The organism is Vibrio cholerae (genome assembly GCF_008369605.1).
GTDB lineage: Bacteria > Pseudomonadota > Gammaproteobacteria > Enterobacterales > Vibrionaceae > Vibrio > Vibrio cholerae.
Genome location: NZ_CP043554.1, coordinates 427,016 through 442,884, shown reverse-complemented (window position 1 = coordinate 442,884; position 15,869 = coordinate 427,016). Strand labels below are relative to the sequence as shown.

Sequence of the window (15,869 nt, the reverse complement as noted above, 5' to 3'; positions counted from 1 at the left end):
AAAATCACCTTATTTTCAAGCCCTTGGATGGTGCTCGTTGTGGAGTTGTTTAAGCCGCTCAGTGGCGACATGAGTATAAATTTGTGTCGTGGATAAATCACTATGCCCAAGCAACATCTGCACCACGCGCAGATCGGCCCCATAATTGAGCAAGTGAGTGGCAAACGCATGGCGCAATACGTGCGGCGAGAGTTTTTCCACATCAATTCCTGCAATAACCGCATAGTGTTTAATGCGATGCCAGAAGGTTTGCCGGGTCATCTGCTGACCGCGGCTACTGGGGAAAACGATATCCGACGTCTGCTCCCCCAGCAGTAAAGACCGTCCCTGCTGCAAAAAAGTTTCAATCCATTCAATGGCATTTTCGCCCATAGGCACCAAACGCTCTTTACCGCCCTTGCCCATGACTCGCACCACACCTTGGCGCAAGCTCATGTTTTCCATGGTCAGTGAGACCAGCTCTGTCACACGCAGTCCCGTAGCATACAGCAATTCCAACATGGCTTTATCACGCAGCTCAAGTGGACTTTGCGGATCTGGCGCACTCAGCAAAGCTTCAACTTGCGCTTCGCTCAAATCTTTTGGTAAGCGCGTTGGCAGTTTCGGGCTCACCAACAGCGCACTCGGATCATCAGCGCGCACCTTTTCCCGATGCAGATATTGAAACAGGCGACGAATCGCCGACAACATGCGCGCTTTCGAGGTCGGTTTGTAATTTTGCTCCGACAGCCAGCTTTGATACTCCTGCAAACCAGCAAAGCTAATAAAATCGAGCCGATACTGGTTCTGGGCCATCCACTCTAATAGCTTACTCAAGTCATTACGATAAGACGCCACGGTATTTTCTGCCAAACCGCGCTCAAACCACATGGTATCTAAAAATTGTTCCACCAACCCTTGGTCGGGAGATAAGGCTTCGCTCACTCTATCCTCAGCTCTAGCTCTCTTTTTACTGGGCGTTTAATAGCATAAAAATACGCAGGATGCAGGATATTGGCTGCATTCCGATCATTTTTATGGTTAGAATTTGCCATTCCTTCGCAGACAGATACAAATTATTGATGAAGATTGGTCTATTTTATGGCTCAAGCACCTGTTACACCGAAATGACCGCGGAGAAAATTCGCGCCATACTGGGTGAAGAACTGGTGGATATCCACAACGTAAAAGAATCGCCTCTCACTTTAATGAGTGATTACGATCTTTTACTGCTGGGCATTTCAACATGGGATTTTGGTGAAATCCAAGAGGACTGGAGTGCGGTATGGGATCACATCGGTGGCGTGTCGCTAAAAAACAAGTACGTCGCGTTGTTCGGCTTAGGCGATCAAGAAGGCTATGGCGAATGGTATCTGGATGCGATGGGGCTGCTGCACGACCAGATCAAGAAGAGCGGAGCTAACCTGCTTGGCTACTGGCCGAATCAAGGCTACCACTTTGAAGCCTCCAAGGCTTTGACTGAAGATGGCAGCCATTTTGTCGGCCTCGCGCTCGATGAAGATTCACAATATGACTTGAGTGACGAACGCATCGCGACTTGGGTCGAGCAAGTGCTGACCGAGTATCACGACGCGATTTAAGCGCCTCCGTGAGCGCTAAATACCCAACCCTAGCCCTCCCCTAAAAGGGGAGGGAACTCAACCAAGCACCACCCTTACCCCTCCCCCTTATAGGGGGAGATCGGGAGGGGGTATTTCACACCAAACCAAGCAAAACACAGCAACTTAAGCACCGCGAGCGCTAAATACCCCACCCTAACCCTCCCCTAAAAGGGGAGGGAACAGTTTTTGGCTCATCCCCTTCTAGAGCTGCAACCTTTGCTCCTACCCCTTCTAGGGGGAGGCTGGGAGGGGGTATTCCGCACCAACTAAAACCTATGACTTCAACCCAGCCCGAAAACGCCGCCAGTCAAACACCAAACCGGGGTCGGTTTTACGCAGCGGCGCAATATATTGATGTCCAGTAATGCGCGGCAACGTGATGTGCGGGTAGCGCACCATCAAGGCTTGGGTCAGCTCAGTCAGCGCCTGATATTGCGCATCGGTATACGGCACAAAATCACTCCCCTCCAGCTCAATACCAATCGAGTAATCATTACACTTGGCTCGGCCTGCAAAAGAGGAAACACCCGCATGCCACGCGCGCAGATGAAACGGCACAAACTGCACCACCTCACCATCACGGCGGATCACGCAGTGCGCCGAGACGCGCATCTTGGCGATCACCTTAAAAAACGAATGTTGATTGGCATCCAGCTCGCCCAGAAAAAACTGCTCAATGTACGGGCCGCCAAACTGGCCGGGGGGCAAGCTGATGTTGTGCACCACCAGTAGCGAAATATCCTCACTATCATGGCGCACATCACAATGTGGAGAAGGTACTTTTCTGGCGAGGCGGTACCAGCCTTGACTATCAATCATCCTTACTCCTTGCTTTGATATCTTGTCGATGGAGAGTGACTCCCAACCTATCCCCAAACGACTTGGAGTTGCAGCTAGGCGGCAAGTAAGTCCCCATGAGCATAGGAAAACTCTGTGATTGGGGTGAACGAACGTAGCCAACACCGCTGCAGCTTCAAGTAGGAAGAGGATAACCTGCGCCCGATTCTACCTTACACATAACAAATTACGAGATTAGAAGCTGAATTTCTACGCGCCAGCCAGTATCATGGCGCGGTTTGGTTTAACACAGCAAATAACACGGACATTCGACTTGCGATGAAAGAGACTCACAACAGTCAGGATCGCCTTGCGTACCTGAAACAGCAACTGCCTGCCGATATTACCCGCAGCGTGATCGACACCCTAAAGGAAGATTTAGGTGGCATACTTGACCCTGCGGCCGACATTACCGCAAGCCTGATTCCAGCCGATCGCATCAGCACCGCGACCATCATCACTCGTGAAGCGGGGGTGTTTTGCGGCCAGTTGTGGGCGGATGAAGTGTTTAAGCAGCTCGGCGGCCAAGTGAGCATTGAATGGCATGTGCAAGATGGTGAAACGCTTACGCCCAACCAAACCTTGTGTACCTTAACTGGGCCTGCGCGTATTCTGCTCACCGGTGAGCGCAACGCGATGAACTTTATCCAAACCCTTTCCGGTTGCGCCACGGCTACGGCGCGTTATGTGCAAGAGCTCAAAGGCACCCAGTGTCGATTGCTCGATACCCGCAAAACCATTCCCGGCCTGCGCAGCGCACTGAAATACGCTGTGGCTTGCGGCGGCGGTTATAACCACCGTATCGGCGTGTTTGATGCTTACCTCATTAAAGAAAACCACATTATTGCTTGTGGCGGGATCCGTCAGGCAATTAGCACAGCGAAACAGCTCAATCCCGGCAAACCGGTGGAAGTGGAAACCGAAACCTTGGCCGAATTGGAAGAGGCGATCAGCGCCGGTGCCGACATCATTATGCTCGATAACTTTAGTCTTGAGATGATGCGTGAAGCAGTAAAGATTAACGCCGGGCGTGCCGCGCTGGAGAACTCCGGCAATATCACGCTGGATAATCTCAAAGAGTGTGCCGAGACGGGTGTGGATTACATCTCAGTCGGCGCACTGACCAAACACCTCAAAGCCCTTGATCTGTCGATGCGTTTTAAGTCGTAACACTTGAGACTAACTTCAAACATTTCAAACAGTTAACAGGAGACTTCAAGTCTCCTGTTTTTCTTTCTACCCACCCATTTCACAGCATAAGCTTTTAAGTCACTCGCGGTTTTTTGTATTCACGCTGCAAATCAATAGGTTAAAACCCTAACTCACTCGAAGAGCGCTCGCGACTCGATTCCCCCCTTGGGTAGCAAGGCATATGCTCACTGCGCTTAATACGCAAACACCTACGGAGGGAATTATGAAAGCGTATAAAAACAAACAACAGCAAGGTTTTACCTTAATTGAATTGATGATTGTGGTGGCGATTATTGGTGTGTTGGCTGCTGTCGCAATTCCGGCTTATAAAGATTATGTAAAAAAATCGGAGGCTGCTTCTGCTTTAGCAACATTAAGAGCATTGATCACCCCAGCTGAACTTTTCTATCAAGAAAAAGGAATAACGGCCGCAGCTAATCTTTCAACAGATTTAGGATCATTAAGTGGTGCAAATAACCTCGGCATTATCACATCTGAGCTCGTAAGTTCCAAGCCAACACTTAAGTTTGAATTTGGTGCTAATAGCTCTATGACAAGTAATGATACTTTGACTTTCACTAGAGAAGATACTGGATGGAAATGTGCGAAAACTACAAATGTTCCGGCTATTGATGGTTGCCAATAATAACCAATGCTCACCAACCTTGTTGCTATCTTGCGTCAGGCTGAGTTAATCAGCGCAACGCAAGAACAAGCGGTGGTTACGCAGGTTAGCGCCTCGGGGACGTCGGTGCCCGAGGCGCTGCTTGGTTTAGGGATTTTCTCCCCCCAAGAACTCACCGAACAACTGAGCCATATTTTCGGCTTGCCGGAAACCGACCTTAGCCGCTACGACTACGCCCCCCTGTGCCAACAGCTTGGGCTGCGTGAACTGATTACCCGCTACGATGCCTTGCCGATTGCCAAGCAAGGCAATTTATTGCTGCTCGCCGTCTCTGACCCGACCTTACTGCAAGCCGAAGAAGAGTTTCGTTTTGCCACAGGATTACAAGTTGAACTGGCACTGGCCGATCACCGCGCGCTGCAAGCGGCGATTCGCCGTTTGTATGGCCGCTCGATTCAAGGCGCTGCCAACCAAGGGAAAGAGATCAGCCAAGATGAGCTCGCCAATCTGGTTAAAGTCAGTGATGACGAGCTGCAATCTATTGAAGATCTCAGCCAAGATGAATCCCCCGTCAGTCGCTTTATCAACCAAGTGCTGCTCGATGCGGTACGTAAAGGTGCCTCGGATATTCATTTTGAGCCGTATGAAAACCAGTATCGGATCCGCCTGCGCTGCGATGGGATCTTGGTCGAAACTCAGCAACCGGCTAGCCATTTAAGCCGCCGTTTAGCCGCGCGGATTAAAATTCTCTCCAAATTAGATATTGCCGAGCGCCGCTTGCCACAAGATGGCCGGATTAAACTGCGCCTAAGCCGCGATACCGCCATTGATATGCGTGTATCCACGCTTCCCACTTTATGGGGAGAAAAAATCGTGCTGCGTCTGCTCGATAGCAGCGCCGCTAATCTGGATATTGATAAGCTCGGCTATAACCCGCAGCAAAAGCAGCTCTATCTCAACGCCCTCAAAAGACCGCAAGGGATGATTTTGATGACCGGCCCCACCGGCAGCGGCAAAACCGTTTCGCTCTATACTGGGCTGCGCATTCTTAACACGTCACAGATCAATATCTCCACCGCGGAAGATCCGGTGGAAATTAACCTCTCTGGGATTAACCAAGTGCAAGTGCAGCCGAAAATCGGCTTTGGCTTTGCCGAAGCGCTACGCTCGTTTCTGCGCCAAGACCCTGATGTAGTGATGGTCGGCGAAATACGCGATCTGGAAACTGCAGAAATCGCGGTAAAAGCCGCACAAACCGGTCACTTGGTGCTTTCCACCCTGCACACCAACTCAGCCGCTGAAACCGTAATTCGTTTAGCCAATATGGGGGTGGAGCCGTTTAACCTTGCGTCATCACTCAGTTTAATCATCGCCCAACGCCTCGCGCGCCGCCTATGTAAACATTGCAAAATCGCGGTGCGCCCTTCTGCCCTATTGCAAAGCCAATTTGCGTTTCAGCCCAATGAAATCTTGTATGAAGCCAATGCGGCGGGGTGTAACGAGTGTACGGGCGGCTATTCAGGGCGCGTTGGGATCTATGAAGTGATGGCGTTTAATACCGAGCTGGCGGAGGCCATTATGCAACGCGCCAGCATTCATCAAATTGAACGTTTAGCCAAAGCCAATGGCATGCAAACGTTGCAAGAGTCCGGCCTTGAAAAGCTGCGCGAAGGCATCACCAGCTTTGCCGAGCTGCAGCGTGTGCTCTATTTTTAACTGTTTTATTCGATAACCTAACCTGTCAGCACGAGCCTCAATATGAAAGCGACCCAAACCTTACCTCTGAAAAATTATCGCTGGAAAGGCATCAACAGCAACGGCAAAAAAGTTTCCGGCCAGATGCTCGCCATCTCCGAAATCGAGGTGCGCGATAAGCTCAAAGATCAGCATATTCAGATCAAAAAACTGAAAAAAGGCAGTGTCTCTTTATTGGCGCGCCTAACCCATCGCGTGAAAAGCAAAGACATCACGATTTTGACTCGGCAGTTGGCGACCATGCTCACCACGGGCGTACCGATTGTGCAAGCCCTCAAGTTGGTGGGCGATAATCACCGTAAAGCTGAGATGAAATCGATTCTGGCGCAAATCACCAAAAGCGTGGAAGCGGGCACGCCGCTTTCCAAGGCGATGCGCACCGCCAGCGCCCATTTTGATACCTTGTATGTCGACTTAGTCGAAACCGGAGAGATGTCCGGTAACTTACCTGAGGTGTTTGAGCGTTTGGCCACCTACCGCGAGAAAAGCGAGCAGCTACGCGCCAAGGTGATCAAAGCGCTCATCTACCCGAGTATGGTAGTGTTGGTCGCGCTCGGAGTTTCCTACTTAATGCTCACCATGGTCATCCCAGAATTTGAAAGCATGTTTAAAGGCTTTGGTGCTGAACTGCCTTGGTTTACGCAGCAAGTGCTGAAACTCTCACACTGGGTGCAGGCTTACAGTTTATGGGCATTTATCGCCATCGCAGCAACCATTTTTGGCTTGAAAGCGCTGCGTAAAAACTCCTTCCAGATCCGTTTGAAAACCAGTCGCTTGGGGCTGAAATTTCCGATTATTGGCAATGTACTCGCCAAAGCGTCCATCGCCAAATTCAGCCGCACCCTCGCCACCAGCTTTGCTGCGGGGATCCCGATCCTCGCCAGTTTAAAAACCACGGCCAAAACCTCCGGCAATGTGCACTTTGAAACCGCGATTAATGAGGTGTACCGCGATACCGCTGCGGGTATGCCGATGTACATTGCCATGCGCAATACCGAAGCTTTTCCCGAAATGGTGCTGCAAATGGTGATGATCGGTGAAGAGTCTGGTCAATTAGATGACATGCTCAACAAGGTCGCGACCATCTATGAATTTGAAGTCGATAACACGGTCGATAACTTGGGCAAGATTCTTGAACCACTGATCATCGTCTTTCTTGGGACAGTCGTGGGCGGCTTAGTGGTGGCGATGTACTTACCTATCTTTAACTTAATGAGTGTATTGGGTTAGTATGGCGACAAACGGCGTGCCCATTGAGCGCGCCCTCATTTCGCTTAGAGCAAGAGAATGGAACTGTTTTACTTCTACCCTTGGCTGTTTCCGGTGCTCGCCACGCTGTTTGGCTTGATTGTCGGCAGCTTTCTCAATGTGGTGATCTATCGCTTACCCAAAATCATGGAGCGTGAATGGCGCGCGGAATGTGCGGCGAGTTTTCCTGAATATGGCATCACGCCACCAGAGGGTAAACTGACCCTCAGTTTGCCGCGTTCCACTTGCCCACACTGCCAAACGCCGATTCGCGTCATTGATAATATCCCGCTACTGAGTTGGCTGGCGCTGCGCGGTCAATGCTCACACTGTAAAGCGCCGATCAGCGCTCGTTATCCCTTGATTGAGCTACTCACTGCCCTCATGAGCTTAGTGATTGCTACTCACTTTCCGTTCGGGGTGTTTGCCGTGGCGCTGCTGTTTTTCAGCTATGTATTGATTGCGGCGACCTTCATCGACTTCGATACCCTGTTGCTGCCCGACCAATTAACGCTACCTTTACTGTGGGGCGGTATTGCGCTGGCACTGCTTGGCTTTTCTCCGGTTTCACTCAGTGATGCGGTGATCGGAGCCATGGCGGGTTATCTCTCGCTGTGGTCGATTTACTGGCTATTTAAACTGCTGACAGGTAAAGAAGGCATGGGTTATGGCGATTTCAAATTGCTCGCCGCTCTCGGCGCTTGGCTGGGTTGGCAGCAGTTGCCTGTCATCGTACTGCTCTCATCGGTGGTTGGGGTGATTTTCGGTTTAATCCAACTGCGCCAGCAGAAAAAAGGTATCGATATGGCCTTTCCGTTTGGCCCTTATCTCGCCATCGCGGGATGGTTTGCCTTGCTGTGGGGCGATAAGGTAATTGATTGGTACTTCACCACTTGGGTAGGACAACCGTTATGAGTTTTGTCGTAGCATTGACCGGCGGCATCGCCAGTGGCAAAACCACGGTCGCCAATCTATTTCATGATCAGTTTGGCATTGATCTGGTCGATGCCGATGTGATCGCACGTGACGTGGTTAAACCGGAAACCGAAGGATTAAAAGCGATTGCTGCCCATTTTGGGCAAGCCATCTTGCACCCTGATGGCTCACTCAATCGCGCCGCGCTGCGTGAACGCATCTTTGCCGCCCCTAATGAAAAAGCGTGGCTAAACCAACTGCTGCATCCGATGATCCGCCAAGGTATGCGCAACGCGCTTACCCAAACGACCTCACCTTATGCGCTGTTGATTGTGCCCCTGTTGGTCGAAAACCAGCTGCAAACCATGGCCGATCGCGTGTTAGTGGTCGATGTGGATGAAAAAATACAGATTGAGCGCACCATGGCGCGCGATAAGGTATCTCGCGAACAAGCTGAGGCTATCCTTGCTGCGCAAGCCTCACGCGCTCAGCGTTTGGCGATTGCTGATGATGTGCTCAAAAATGACGCAGAAAACCAGAAACTTTTGCCTCAAATCACACTATTGCACCAAAAGTATCTAGCCATGAGCAGGCAAAATTTGTGAGAATAAGCGCAAAGAATCCAAGGCTAGCCCAATGACTACGCACCAGTTTGAACACCCTCTCAATGAAAAAACGCGCATCTACCTGCGTGTCGAAGCGCTGCTCAATCAGATGGAGCGAGCGTCCACTTTCAGTGATGGGATTCAACATCAGCTCTTTTTCCGCTCACTGTTCGATATGCTGGAGATTTTTGAGCAGATCCAACTGAAAAGTGAACTGGCTAAAGATATGGAAAAGCAGCGCTTAACATACCGCAGTTGGCTCCATGTAGAAGGCGTAGATCAAGAGATGCTTAACTCGCTGCTCGCCGAAGTCGATGAAGTTCATCGGGATCTGATGAGTGCCGAGCGTTTTGGCCAATCACTCAAGGAAGACCGTTTCCTGAGTGCGATTCGTCAGCGCTTTAATTTACCGGGTGGTTCCTGCTGTTTTGATCTGCCAGCGCTGCACTACTGGCTGCATCTGCCGCTGGATCGCAAAATGCGTGATGCCCAGCAGTGGATGCAAACCGTGACGCCGCTTTCGAATGCACTCAAACTCTGGCTTAAATTGACTCGCGAAACCGGCCACTACCGCTCACGCATGGCAAGCAACGGTTTCTACCAAAGTGATGCGGAAGATGCCAATATCCTACGCCTTGCGATTCCGCTCGAATACGGTGTGTACCCGATGATTTCTGGGCACAAAAACCGTTTTGCTATCAAGTTTATCGATTTTCACAGCGGGCAAGCCTGCACTCAAGATATCGCCTTTGATTTGGCGGTGTGCTGCTAAAACTCGCGACCTTTTCTCGAAACGACTTTTTCTCGAAACAATGTTGCGAACCAAAAATACATTATCAGCTTGGCTTTGATGAAAAGTATCCCCACACAACTTGGCGTTGCCGGTTTTAAGGGGATAAGCCATGGCTGCTTTTCAATAGGACTGCGTTATGACCAAAAAACTCACCATAGTGAAATGCCCACAATGTGGCACCGATGTGGAATGGGGCGAGCAGAGCCCACACCGTCCATTTTGCAGTAAGCAGTGTCAAATGATTGATTTTGGCGAATGGGCAGATGAAGAGAAAGCCATTCCCGGCGCACCGGATATGTCCGACAGCGATGGCTGGTCAGAAGATCAGTATTAGTTCACGGGGTTGAGAGTAAAGAAAGAGGAGCCAAATGGCTCCTCTAGTCTATTCATCTTCCGAATGCGGGGTTGACTCTGGCTCCGCTGAGGTTTCAATCTCAATCGCGGTCACGCGTTGCAAGCCACGGGGCAACAAAGCGCCACGACGACCGCGTTCACCACGGAAGTTATCCAGATCGCTCACCTTCAAGCCTAGCTTACGTTTGCCTGCATACAGGGTAATCGATGCGCCTTGTGGCAACACCATCAGGTTGGACAGCACTTCCTCACGGGTTTTCGCTTTCGCCGCAGGAATGTTGATGATCTTGTTACCTTTACCTTTGCTCAGTTGCGGCAGATCCTTAATCGGGAACAGCAACATTCGCCCTTGGTTAGTAATGGCTAAAATCTCATCGTTATCGAGATCGGCGATCACTTGTGGCGTCATCACTTCCGAGTTTTCTGGCAAATTGATCAGCGCTTTACCACTGCGGTTTTTCGACAGTAGGTCATCGCCTTTACACACAAAGCCGTAGCCGGCATCTGAACCCACCAACCAGAGCTGATCTTCTTCGCCCATAACAACCTGACGAATCGTGGTGCCTTCCGCTACGTTCAAACGCCCCGTGATCGGCTCACCTTGACCGCGCGCTGATGGCAGCGTGTGCGATTCGAGCGAGTAACTGCGGCCATCACTGCCCAAGAACACTGCTTGCTGGTTGCTCTTACCACAGGCATGGGTCAGGTAATTATCGCCTGCTTTGTAGTTCAGGCTCTGGCAATCCACATCATGACCTTTGGCGTGACGGATCCAGCCTTTTTCAGACAGCACGACGGTGATCGCTTCGCTTGGCATCAAATCACGCTCGGTCAGCGCTTTGGCTTCTTCGCGTTCGACCAATGGTGAGCGGCGATCATCGCCAAACTTGTCGGCATCCGCTTTGATCTCTTTTTTGAGCAGATTATTGAGGCGACGTTCAGAGCCGAGTAGCTCTTCCAGTTTTTTACGCTCTTTTTCCAGCTCATCTTGCTCACCGCGGATCTTCATCTCTTCCAGTTTCGCCAAGTGGCGTAACTTGGTATCTAAGATCGCGTCCGCTTGAAGATCGGTCAGATCAAAGCGTGCCATCAACACCGCTTTCGGATCGTCTTCGTTGCGGATGATCTCAATCACTTCATCAAGGTTGAGATAAGCGATCAGCAAACCTTGCAAAATGTGCAAACGAGCCAGCACTTTATCGAGGCGATATTGCAAACGTGAGCGTACCGTTTCACGGCGGAAGGAGATCCACTCGCTCAAGATCTGCACTAAGCCTTTGACCTGAGGACGATTGTCGAGACCAATCATATTCAGGTTAACGCGGAAGCTCTTTTCCAGATCCGTTGAAGCGAACAAGTGGTTCATCAGCAGATCGCAATCGACGCGATTTGAGCGCGGCACGATCACGATACGCGTTGGGTTCTCGTGATCCGATTCATCGCGTAAGTCTTCCACCATCGGCAGTTTCTTAGCACGCATCTGCGCGGCGATCTGCTCCAGCAGCTTCGCGCCAGAGACTTGATGCGGCAGCGCGGTGATCACGATATCCGAGCCTTCTTTGCACCACACAGCACGCATTTTGATGCTGCCACGGCCAGAGCGGTAAATCTTCTCTAGCTCAACCGTTGGGGTGATAATTTCCGCTTCAGTCGGGAAATCAGGGCCTTTGACGTACTGCATTAAATCGGTCAGCGGCGCGTTAGGATTATCGATGAGGTGAATCGTCGCATCCGTCACTTCACGCACGTTGTGCGGTGGAATGTCGGTCGCCATACCTACCGCGATGCCGGTGACACCATTAAGCAGAATGTGCGGCAGACGCGCTGGCAACATTTTCGGCTCTTGCATGGTGCCGTCAAAGTTTGGTTGCCAATCTACGGTGCCTTGGCCTAATTCGCTAAGCAGAATCTCGGCAAACTTTGACAGTTTGGCTTCGGTATAACGCATGGCCGCGAACGATTTCGGATCGTCCGGTGCACCCCAGTTACCTTGACCATCCACTAACGGATAGCGATAAGAGAATGGCTGCGCCATCAACACCATAGCTTCGTAACAGGCCGAATCGCCATGCGGATGGTATTTACCCAGTACGTCACCCACGGTACGTGCTGATTTTTTGTATTTGGCCGATGCCGAGAGACCCAACTCAGACATCGCGTAGATGATGCGTCGTTGAACCGGTTTTAAACCGTCGCCAATGTAAGGCAACGCACGGTCCATGATGACGTACATCGAATAGTTGAGATAAGCGTCTTCGGTAAACTTGCGCAGCGGCAGCTGTTCAACGCCATCAAAGCTGATTTCTGTAGACATTCGTTACACCTCTGCCATATCGCCGTTGCGTTGCAGCCAAGTACGGCGATCATCCGCACGCTTTTTACCCAGCAGCATATCCATCATTTCGTCGGTCGCTTCAGCATCATCAATGGTCAGTTGCACTAAGCGGCGAGTGTTGGGATCCATCGTGGTTTCACGCAATTGCAGCGGGTTCATTTCACCCAAGCCTTTAAAGCGTTGCACGTTCACTTTGGCTTTTTTCTGGCTCAGGCGCTCTAACACGCCCTCTTTTTCTTGATCATCGAGTGCGTAGAACACCTCTTTACCACAGTCGATGCGGTAGAGCGGCGGCATGGCAACATAGACGTGACCCGCTTTCACCAACGCTCGGAAATGGCGGGTAAATAGGGCGCAGAGCAAGGTCGCAATGTGCAGACCATCCGAGTCCGCATCGGCAAGGATACAGACTTTGCCGTAACGCAGTGCTTCGAGGTTATCATTGTCAGGGTCAATCCCCAATGCAACTGAGATGTCGTGTACTTCTTGTGAAGCCAATACCTGATCGGCAGAAACTTCCCACGTATTGAGGATTTTACCGCGCAGTGGCATCACCGCTTGGAATTCACGATCCCGCGCTTGCTTCGCCGAGCCGCCCGCTGAATCCCCTTCCACCAGGAAGAGTTCGGTGCGGTTAAGGTCTTGCACTGTACAGTCGGTCAATTTACCCGGTAAGGCAGGGCCTGAAGCGATCTTCTTACGCACCACTTTCTTGCTGGCACGCATTCGGCTGTGCGCGTTGGCAATACAAACTTCGGCTAACTGCTCTGCCAGTTGCGGTTTTTCGTTAAGCCACAAGCTGAAGGCATCTTTCACCACGCCGGAGACAAACGCCGCCGATTGGCGTGAAGAGAGGCGCTCTTTGGTTTGGCCAGCAAACTGCGGATCTTGCATCTTGATCGACAGTACATAAGCACAGCGGTCAAACACGTCCTCGCCTGTCAATTTTACCCCGCGTGGCAGCAGATTGCGGAACTCACAAAACTCGCGCATCGCATCCAGCAAGCCTTGGCGTAAACCGTTGACATGGGTACCACCTTGCGCGGTTGGGATCAGGTTAACGTAGCTTTCGGTGATCAGCTCGCCACCTTCGGGTAGCCAAATCACCGCCCACGTTGCCGCTTCGGTTTGCGCAGTAAATTCGCCGGTAAACGGCTCTTCCGGCAGTAAGGTATAACCTTTCACCCCTTCGGCCAGATAATCTTTTAGACCATCTTCGTACAACCAGCGGTGCTCGTTGTTATTGACCTTATCGGTAAAGATGATTTCTAAACCGGGGCAAAGTACCGCCTTGGCGCGCAAGTTATTAATCAGGCGCGATACAGAGAAATTCGGTGAATCAAAATATTTGGTGTCTGGCCAGAAATGCACGCTAGTACCGGTATTGCGACGACCGCAAGTCCCCGTAACCGTCAGCTCAGTCACTTTATCGCCATGTTCAAAGGCAATTTCATACACTTGACCATCACGGCGAACCGCCACTTCTACCCGTTTGGAGAGCGCATTCACCACCGAAATACCCACCCCGTGCAAGCCACCGGAAAATTGGTAGTTTTTGTTGGAGAACTTACCACCGGCGTGCAGTTTGCACAGAATAAGCTCGACCCCTGAGACCTTCTCTTCAGGGTGAATATCGACGGGCATGCCTCGCCCGTCATCAATCACTTCGAGCGATTGATCGGCATGAAGAATTACCTGAATTTTGGAGGCGTATCCGGCCAGCGCTTCATCGACGGAGTTGTCGATCACTTCTTGCCCAAGGTGATTGGGGCGCGTGGTGTCGGTATACATTCCCGGTCTGCGACGCACTGGTTCTAAGCCATTGAGAACCTCAATGGCCCCAGCATTATATTGTTCAGTCATAATACGGAATGCTTTATTTGCTCAATGATTGGTAACTTTATCAGCGCCGTGTGAAAACCTGATTTTTTGTGCATAATTTGTGCGAAAAATCGCATTATTTCAGGTGTTCATTTCAGCAAGCTGAACGATGGGAGCGAGAGGACACTGACCAAGCAAGCTCGCGTTTTGCCCTTACACCGCCTCACAGTTGGCGCTAAAGTCTAAGGGCAACATAGTCTGGAAGCCGCCCTCTGATGTCAAGGGCACAGCGCAAGGATCAGGTAAATTTATGAGGCTTTGCGCAGCAAAACGCAGATTGAATCCGAAAACAACAAAAGTCAGTCATCAATCAAAGTTCAAGGAAGTGAATAATCTGCTCTGGGTAACGTTCAAAATCCACAAAACTGTGGTCACCGCCCTCTTCCACGGTCAGTTTAGCCGCTTGGTACTTCTCAACCGCTTGTCGATAATCCAGCACTTCATCACCTTTTTGCTGCAGTAGCCAAAAATCGCTTGGCTGTTTCAGCACTGGCGTATCGAGCGCTTTCAACTCATCAATATGACACGCTTCGAGCACGTAATGCTCTTGGGTGTAAGGATTAACCTGCTCACCGAGAAAATCGGCTAATAACTCGTAAGGCTTCACAGCAGGATTGATCAGTACCGCGCGAAAGCCAAATTGGGCATTTAACCAAGTGGAGAGATAACCGCCTAATGAACTACCGACCAACCCGATCCGATATTGCGCGCGATATTGCTCCACGACAGACAACAGATGCTGCGCCGCTTGCGCTGGAAAGCTTGGTAACTTGGGCACCACGACTTTGATATCAGGCCTGTGCTGCTGGCAATACTGCTGCATCACTTGCGCTTTGTGTGACAACGGTGAGCTGTTAAAGCCATGGATGTAGAGCAGCAAAGCAGGACGAGCAGTCATATCAGTATCCGTTCGAGTTAAAATCAGGTAAAAATCGGCCTTGTTTAAGTCGCTTCACTTGGGTGCTCACTTGTCCATCCGCGTGAAGGGTTAATTCACGCCAGCCGGGTGAGCAGTTATCTAACGCGAAATCTTGTGAATTAGGCTTAAACTGCACACAGGTTGAGGGGGTCGCCATCACACGCGCGCCAAGGTGAATACGATCCATATCCTGATGCACATGGCCACACAAAATGGCTTTCACATTACTGTGCTTGGCGACGACATCCCAAAAACGCTCGCTCTCTTTGAGTGTGTGCTGATCAAGCCAAGCGCTTCCCACCAAGAGCGGATGATGGTGCAGCAGCACTAAAGTGTGACGCTCTGGGTACTCGGTCAGCTTGTTATCCAGCAGTTGTAACTGCTGCTCACTCAGTTTGCCGTGCGGCACGCCAACCACTTGCGAATCGAGTAACACCACTTGCCAATGCTCCCCCAGCAGCACATGTTCAACGGCTTGAATTTGCTGAGTGGGCAGTACACTGTGCATACTCGGTTTGTAATCATGATTACCGGGCAGCCAATAACACGCTTTTTTTAGCGGCTGAATACCGCGCACAAAGCGTTGATAAGACTCGGGTGTGTGGTCTTGCGAAATATCCCCGGTGGCGAGAATAGCATCAAATTCGACCTGCTCTTCACCAATGGCCGCAACCACAGCCGCAAAGCTGTCAGCCGTATTCACACTGAGCAAGCTACCATCTTCCACCGCGAACAAATGGGTGTCCGTGATCTGAATAAGCTTGATTGATGAATCCTCTGATTGAGACGACACTTTCAAAATCGGTAAAC

15 protein-coding genes are annotated in these 15,869 nt (G+C 50.9%); 9 read left to right on the top strand and 6 right to left on the bottom strand.

The genetic code is table 11. The annotated features are described in order from the left end of the window. Positions 1 to 15: 15 nt before the first annotated feature. Positions 16 to 924: a site-specific tyrosine recombinase XerD gene (gene xerD, locus F0316_RS02205; RefSeq protein ID WP_001287472.1), complete on the bottom strand. Its 909-nt coding sequence runs from the start codon at positions 922 to 924 to the stop codon at positions 16 to 18. A gap of 137 nt (positions 925 to 1,061) precedes the next feature. On the opposite strand from xerD, the gene fldB reads away from it, so the two are divergent. Next, the gene (gene fldB, locus F0316_RS02200; protein ID WP_000690112.1) at positions 1,062 to 1,580 is read left to right on the top strand and encodes a flavodoxin FldB; all 519 of its coding nucleotides are present in this window, start codon (positions 1,062 to 1,064) and stop codon (positions 1,578 to 1,580) included. Positions 1,581 to 1,874: 294 nt separating this feature from the next. Here fldB and ampD read toward each other — a convergent pair whose 3' ends face one another. Then, positions 1,875 to 2,420, bottom strand: coding sequence for a 1,6-anhydro-N-acetylmuramyl-L-alanine amidase AmpD (gene ampD / locus F0316_RS02195; protein WP_000567318.1), 546 nt, complete (start codon positions 2,418 to 2,420; stop codon positions 1,875 to 1,877). Between the two features lie 297 nt (positions 2,421 to 2,717). On the opposite strand from ampD, the gene nadC reads away from it, so the two are divergent. The 8 genes from nadC (at position 2,718) to yacG (ending at position 9,904) form a co-directional block, all read left to right on the top strand. Then, positions 2,718 to 3,608 (top strand): carboxylating nicotinate-nucleotide diphosphorylase, encoded by an 891-nt coding sequence (nadC, locus tag F0316_RS02190; protein WP_000665267.1) that lies wholly within the window; start codon positions 2,718 to 2,720, stop codon positions 3,606 to 3,608. Between the two features lie 244 nt (positions 3,609 to 3,852). After that, on the top strand, positions 3,853 to 4,275 hold the full coding sequence (locus tag F0316_RS02185; protein ID WP_000649339.1) for a pilin: 423 nt from the start codon (positions 3,853 to 3,855) through the stop codon (positions 4,273 to 4,275). A 6-nt stretch (positions 4,276 to 4,281) separates the two neighbouring features. Then, entirely contained in the window at positions 4,282 to 5,970 is a 1,689-nt protein-coding gene (gene pilB / locus F0316_RS02180; protein ID WP_149560167.1) for a type IV-A pilus assembly ATPase PilB, read from the top strand. A gap of 42 nt (positions 5,971 to 6,012) precedes the next feature. Further along, the gene (locus tag F0316_RS02175) at positions 6,013 to 7,239 is read left to right on the top strand and encodes a type II secretion system F family protein (protein ID WP_119779472.1); all 1,227 of its coding nucleotides are present in this window, start codon (positions 6,013 to 6,015) and stop codon (positions 7,237 to 7,239) included. A 57-nt stretch (positions 7,240 to 7,296) separates the two neighbouring features. After that, a complete protein-coding gene (locus F0316_RS02170) occupies positions 7,297 to 8,172 on the top strand; it encodes a prepilin peptidase (RefSeq protein WP_000418747.1) in 876 nt (291 codons plus the stop codon). Further along, positions 8,169 to 8,777 (top strand): dephospho-CoA kinase, encoded by a 609-nt coding sequence (gene coaE / locus F0316_RS02165; protein ID WP_000011557.1) that lies wholly within the window; start codon positions 8,169 to 8,171, stop codon positions 8,775 to 8,777. Before F0316_RS02170 ends, coaE begins: the two co-directional genes overlap by 4 nt. Before the next feature lie 31 nt (positions 8,778 to 8,808). Beyond that, on the top strand, positions 8,809 to 9,549 hold the full coding sequence (gene zapD / locus F0316_RS02160) for a cell division protein ZapD (RefSeq protein WP_000207194.1): 741 nt from the start codon (positions 8,809 to 8,811) through the stop codon (positions 9,547 to 9,549). A 157-nt stretch (positions 9,550 to 9,706) separates the two neighbouring features. Further along, a complete protein-coding gene (gene yacG / locus F0316_RS02155) occupies positions 9,707 to 9,904 on the top strand; it encodes a DNA gyrase inhibitor YacG (RefSeq protein ID WP_000162865.1) in 198 nt (65 codons plus the stop codon). Positions 9,905 to 9,952: 48 nt separating this feature from the next. Here the strand turns inward: yacG and parC are convergent, their stop codons facing one another. The 4 genes from parC to cpdA form a co-directional block, all read right to left on the bottom strand. Further along, positions 9,953 to 12,238: a DNA topoisomerase IV subunit A gene (gene parC / locus F0316_RS02150; RefSeq protein WP_149560166.1), complete on the bottom strand. Its 2,286-nt coding sequence runs from the start codon at positions 12,236 to 12,238 to the stop codon at positions 9,953 to 9,955. A 3-nt stretch (positions 12,239 to 12,241) separates the two neighbouring features. After that, complete coding sequence (gene parE / locus F0316_RS02145; RefSeq protein ID WP_055029068.1) at positions 12,242 to 14,122, bottom strand: DNA topoisomerase IV subunit B; 1,881 nt, start codon at positions 14,120 to 14,122, stop codon at positions 12,242 to 12,244. A 328-nt stretch (positions 14,123 to 14,450) separates the two neighbouring features. Then, complete coding sequence (gene yqiA, locus F0316_RS02140) at positions 14,451 to 15,038, bottom strand: esterase YqiA (RefSeq protein WP_000126995.1); 588 nt, start codon at positions 15,036 to 15,038, stop codon at positions 14,451 to 14,453. A 1-nt stretch (position 15,039) separates the two neighbouring features. Continuing rightward, positions 15,040 to 15,852 (bottom strand): 3',5'-cyclic-AMP phosphodiesterase, encoded by an 813-nt coding sequence (cpdA, locus tag F0316_RS02135; RefSeq protein WP_170831658.1) that lies wholly within the window; start codon positions 15,850 to 15,852, stop codon positions 15,040 to 15,042. Between the last annotated feature and the right edge of the window lie 17 nt (positions 15,853 to 15,869).

Excerpts from the sequence above, each read along its gene's own strand:
- F0316_RS02185 (WP_000649339.1), top strand. The coding sequence starts at position 3,853 with ATGAAAGCGTATAAAAACAAACAACAGCAAGGTTTTACCTTAATTGAA.
- yacG (WP_000162865.1), top strand. The coding sequence starts at position 9,707 with ATGACCAAAAAACTCACCATAGTGAAATGCCCACAATGTGGCACCGAT.
- parC (WP_149560166.1), bottom strand. The coding sequence starts at position 12,238 with ATGTCTACAGAAATCAGCTTTGATGGCGTTGAACAGCTGCCGCTGCGC.
- yqiA (WP_000126995.1), bottom strand. The coding sequence starts at position 15,038 with ATGACTGCTCGTCCTGCTTTGCTGCTCTACATCCATGGCTTTAACAGC.
- ampD (WP_000567318.1), bottom strand. The coding sequence starts at position 2,420 with ATGATTGATAGTCAAGGCTGGTACCGCCTCGCCAGAAAAGTACCTTCT.
- nadC (WP_000665267.1), top strand. The coding sequence starts at position 2,718 with ATGAAAGAGACTCACAACAGTCAGGATCGCCTTGCGTACCTGAAACAG.
- parE (WP_055029068.1), bottom strand. The coding sequence starts at position 14,122 with ATGACTGAACAATATAATGCTGGGGCCATTGAGGTTCTCAATGGCTTA.
- coaE (WP_000011557.1), top strand. The coding sequence starts at position 8,169 with ATGAGTTTTGTCGTAGCATTGACCGGCGGCATCGCCAGTGGCAAAACC.
- fldB (WP_000690112.1), top strand. The coding sequence starts at position 1,062 with ATGAAGATTGGTCTATTTTATGGCTCAAGCACCTGTTACACCGAAATG.
- F0316_RS02175 (WP_119779472.1), top strand. The coding sequence starts at position 6,013 with ATGAAAGCGACCCAAACCTTACCTCTGAAAAATTATCGCTGGAAAGGC.
- pilB (WP_149560167.1), top strand. The coding sequence starts at position 4,282 with ATGCTCACCAACCTTGTTGCTATCTTGCGTCAGGCTGAGTTAATCAGC.
- zapD (WP_000207194.1), top strand. The coding sequence starts at position 8,809 with ATGACTACGCACCAGTTTGAACACCCTCTCAATGAAAAAACGCGCATC.
- F0316_RS02170 (WP_000418747.1), top strand. The coding sequence starts at position 7,297 with ATGGAACTGTTTTACTTCTACCCTTGGCTGTTTCCGGTGCTCGCCACG.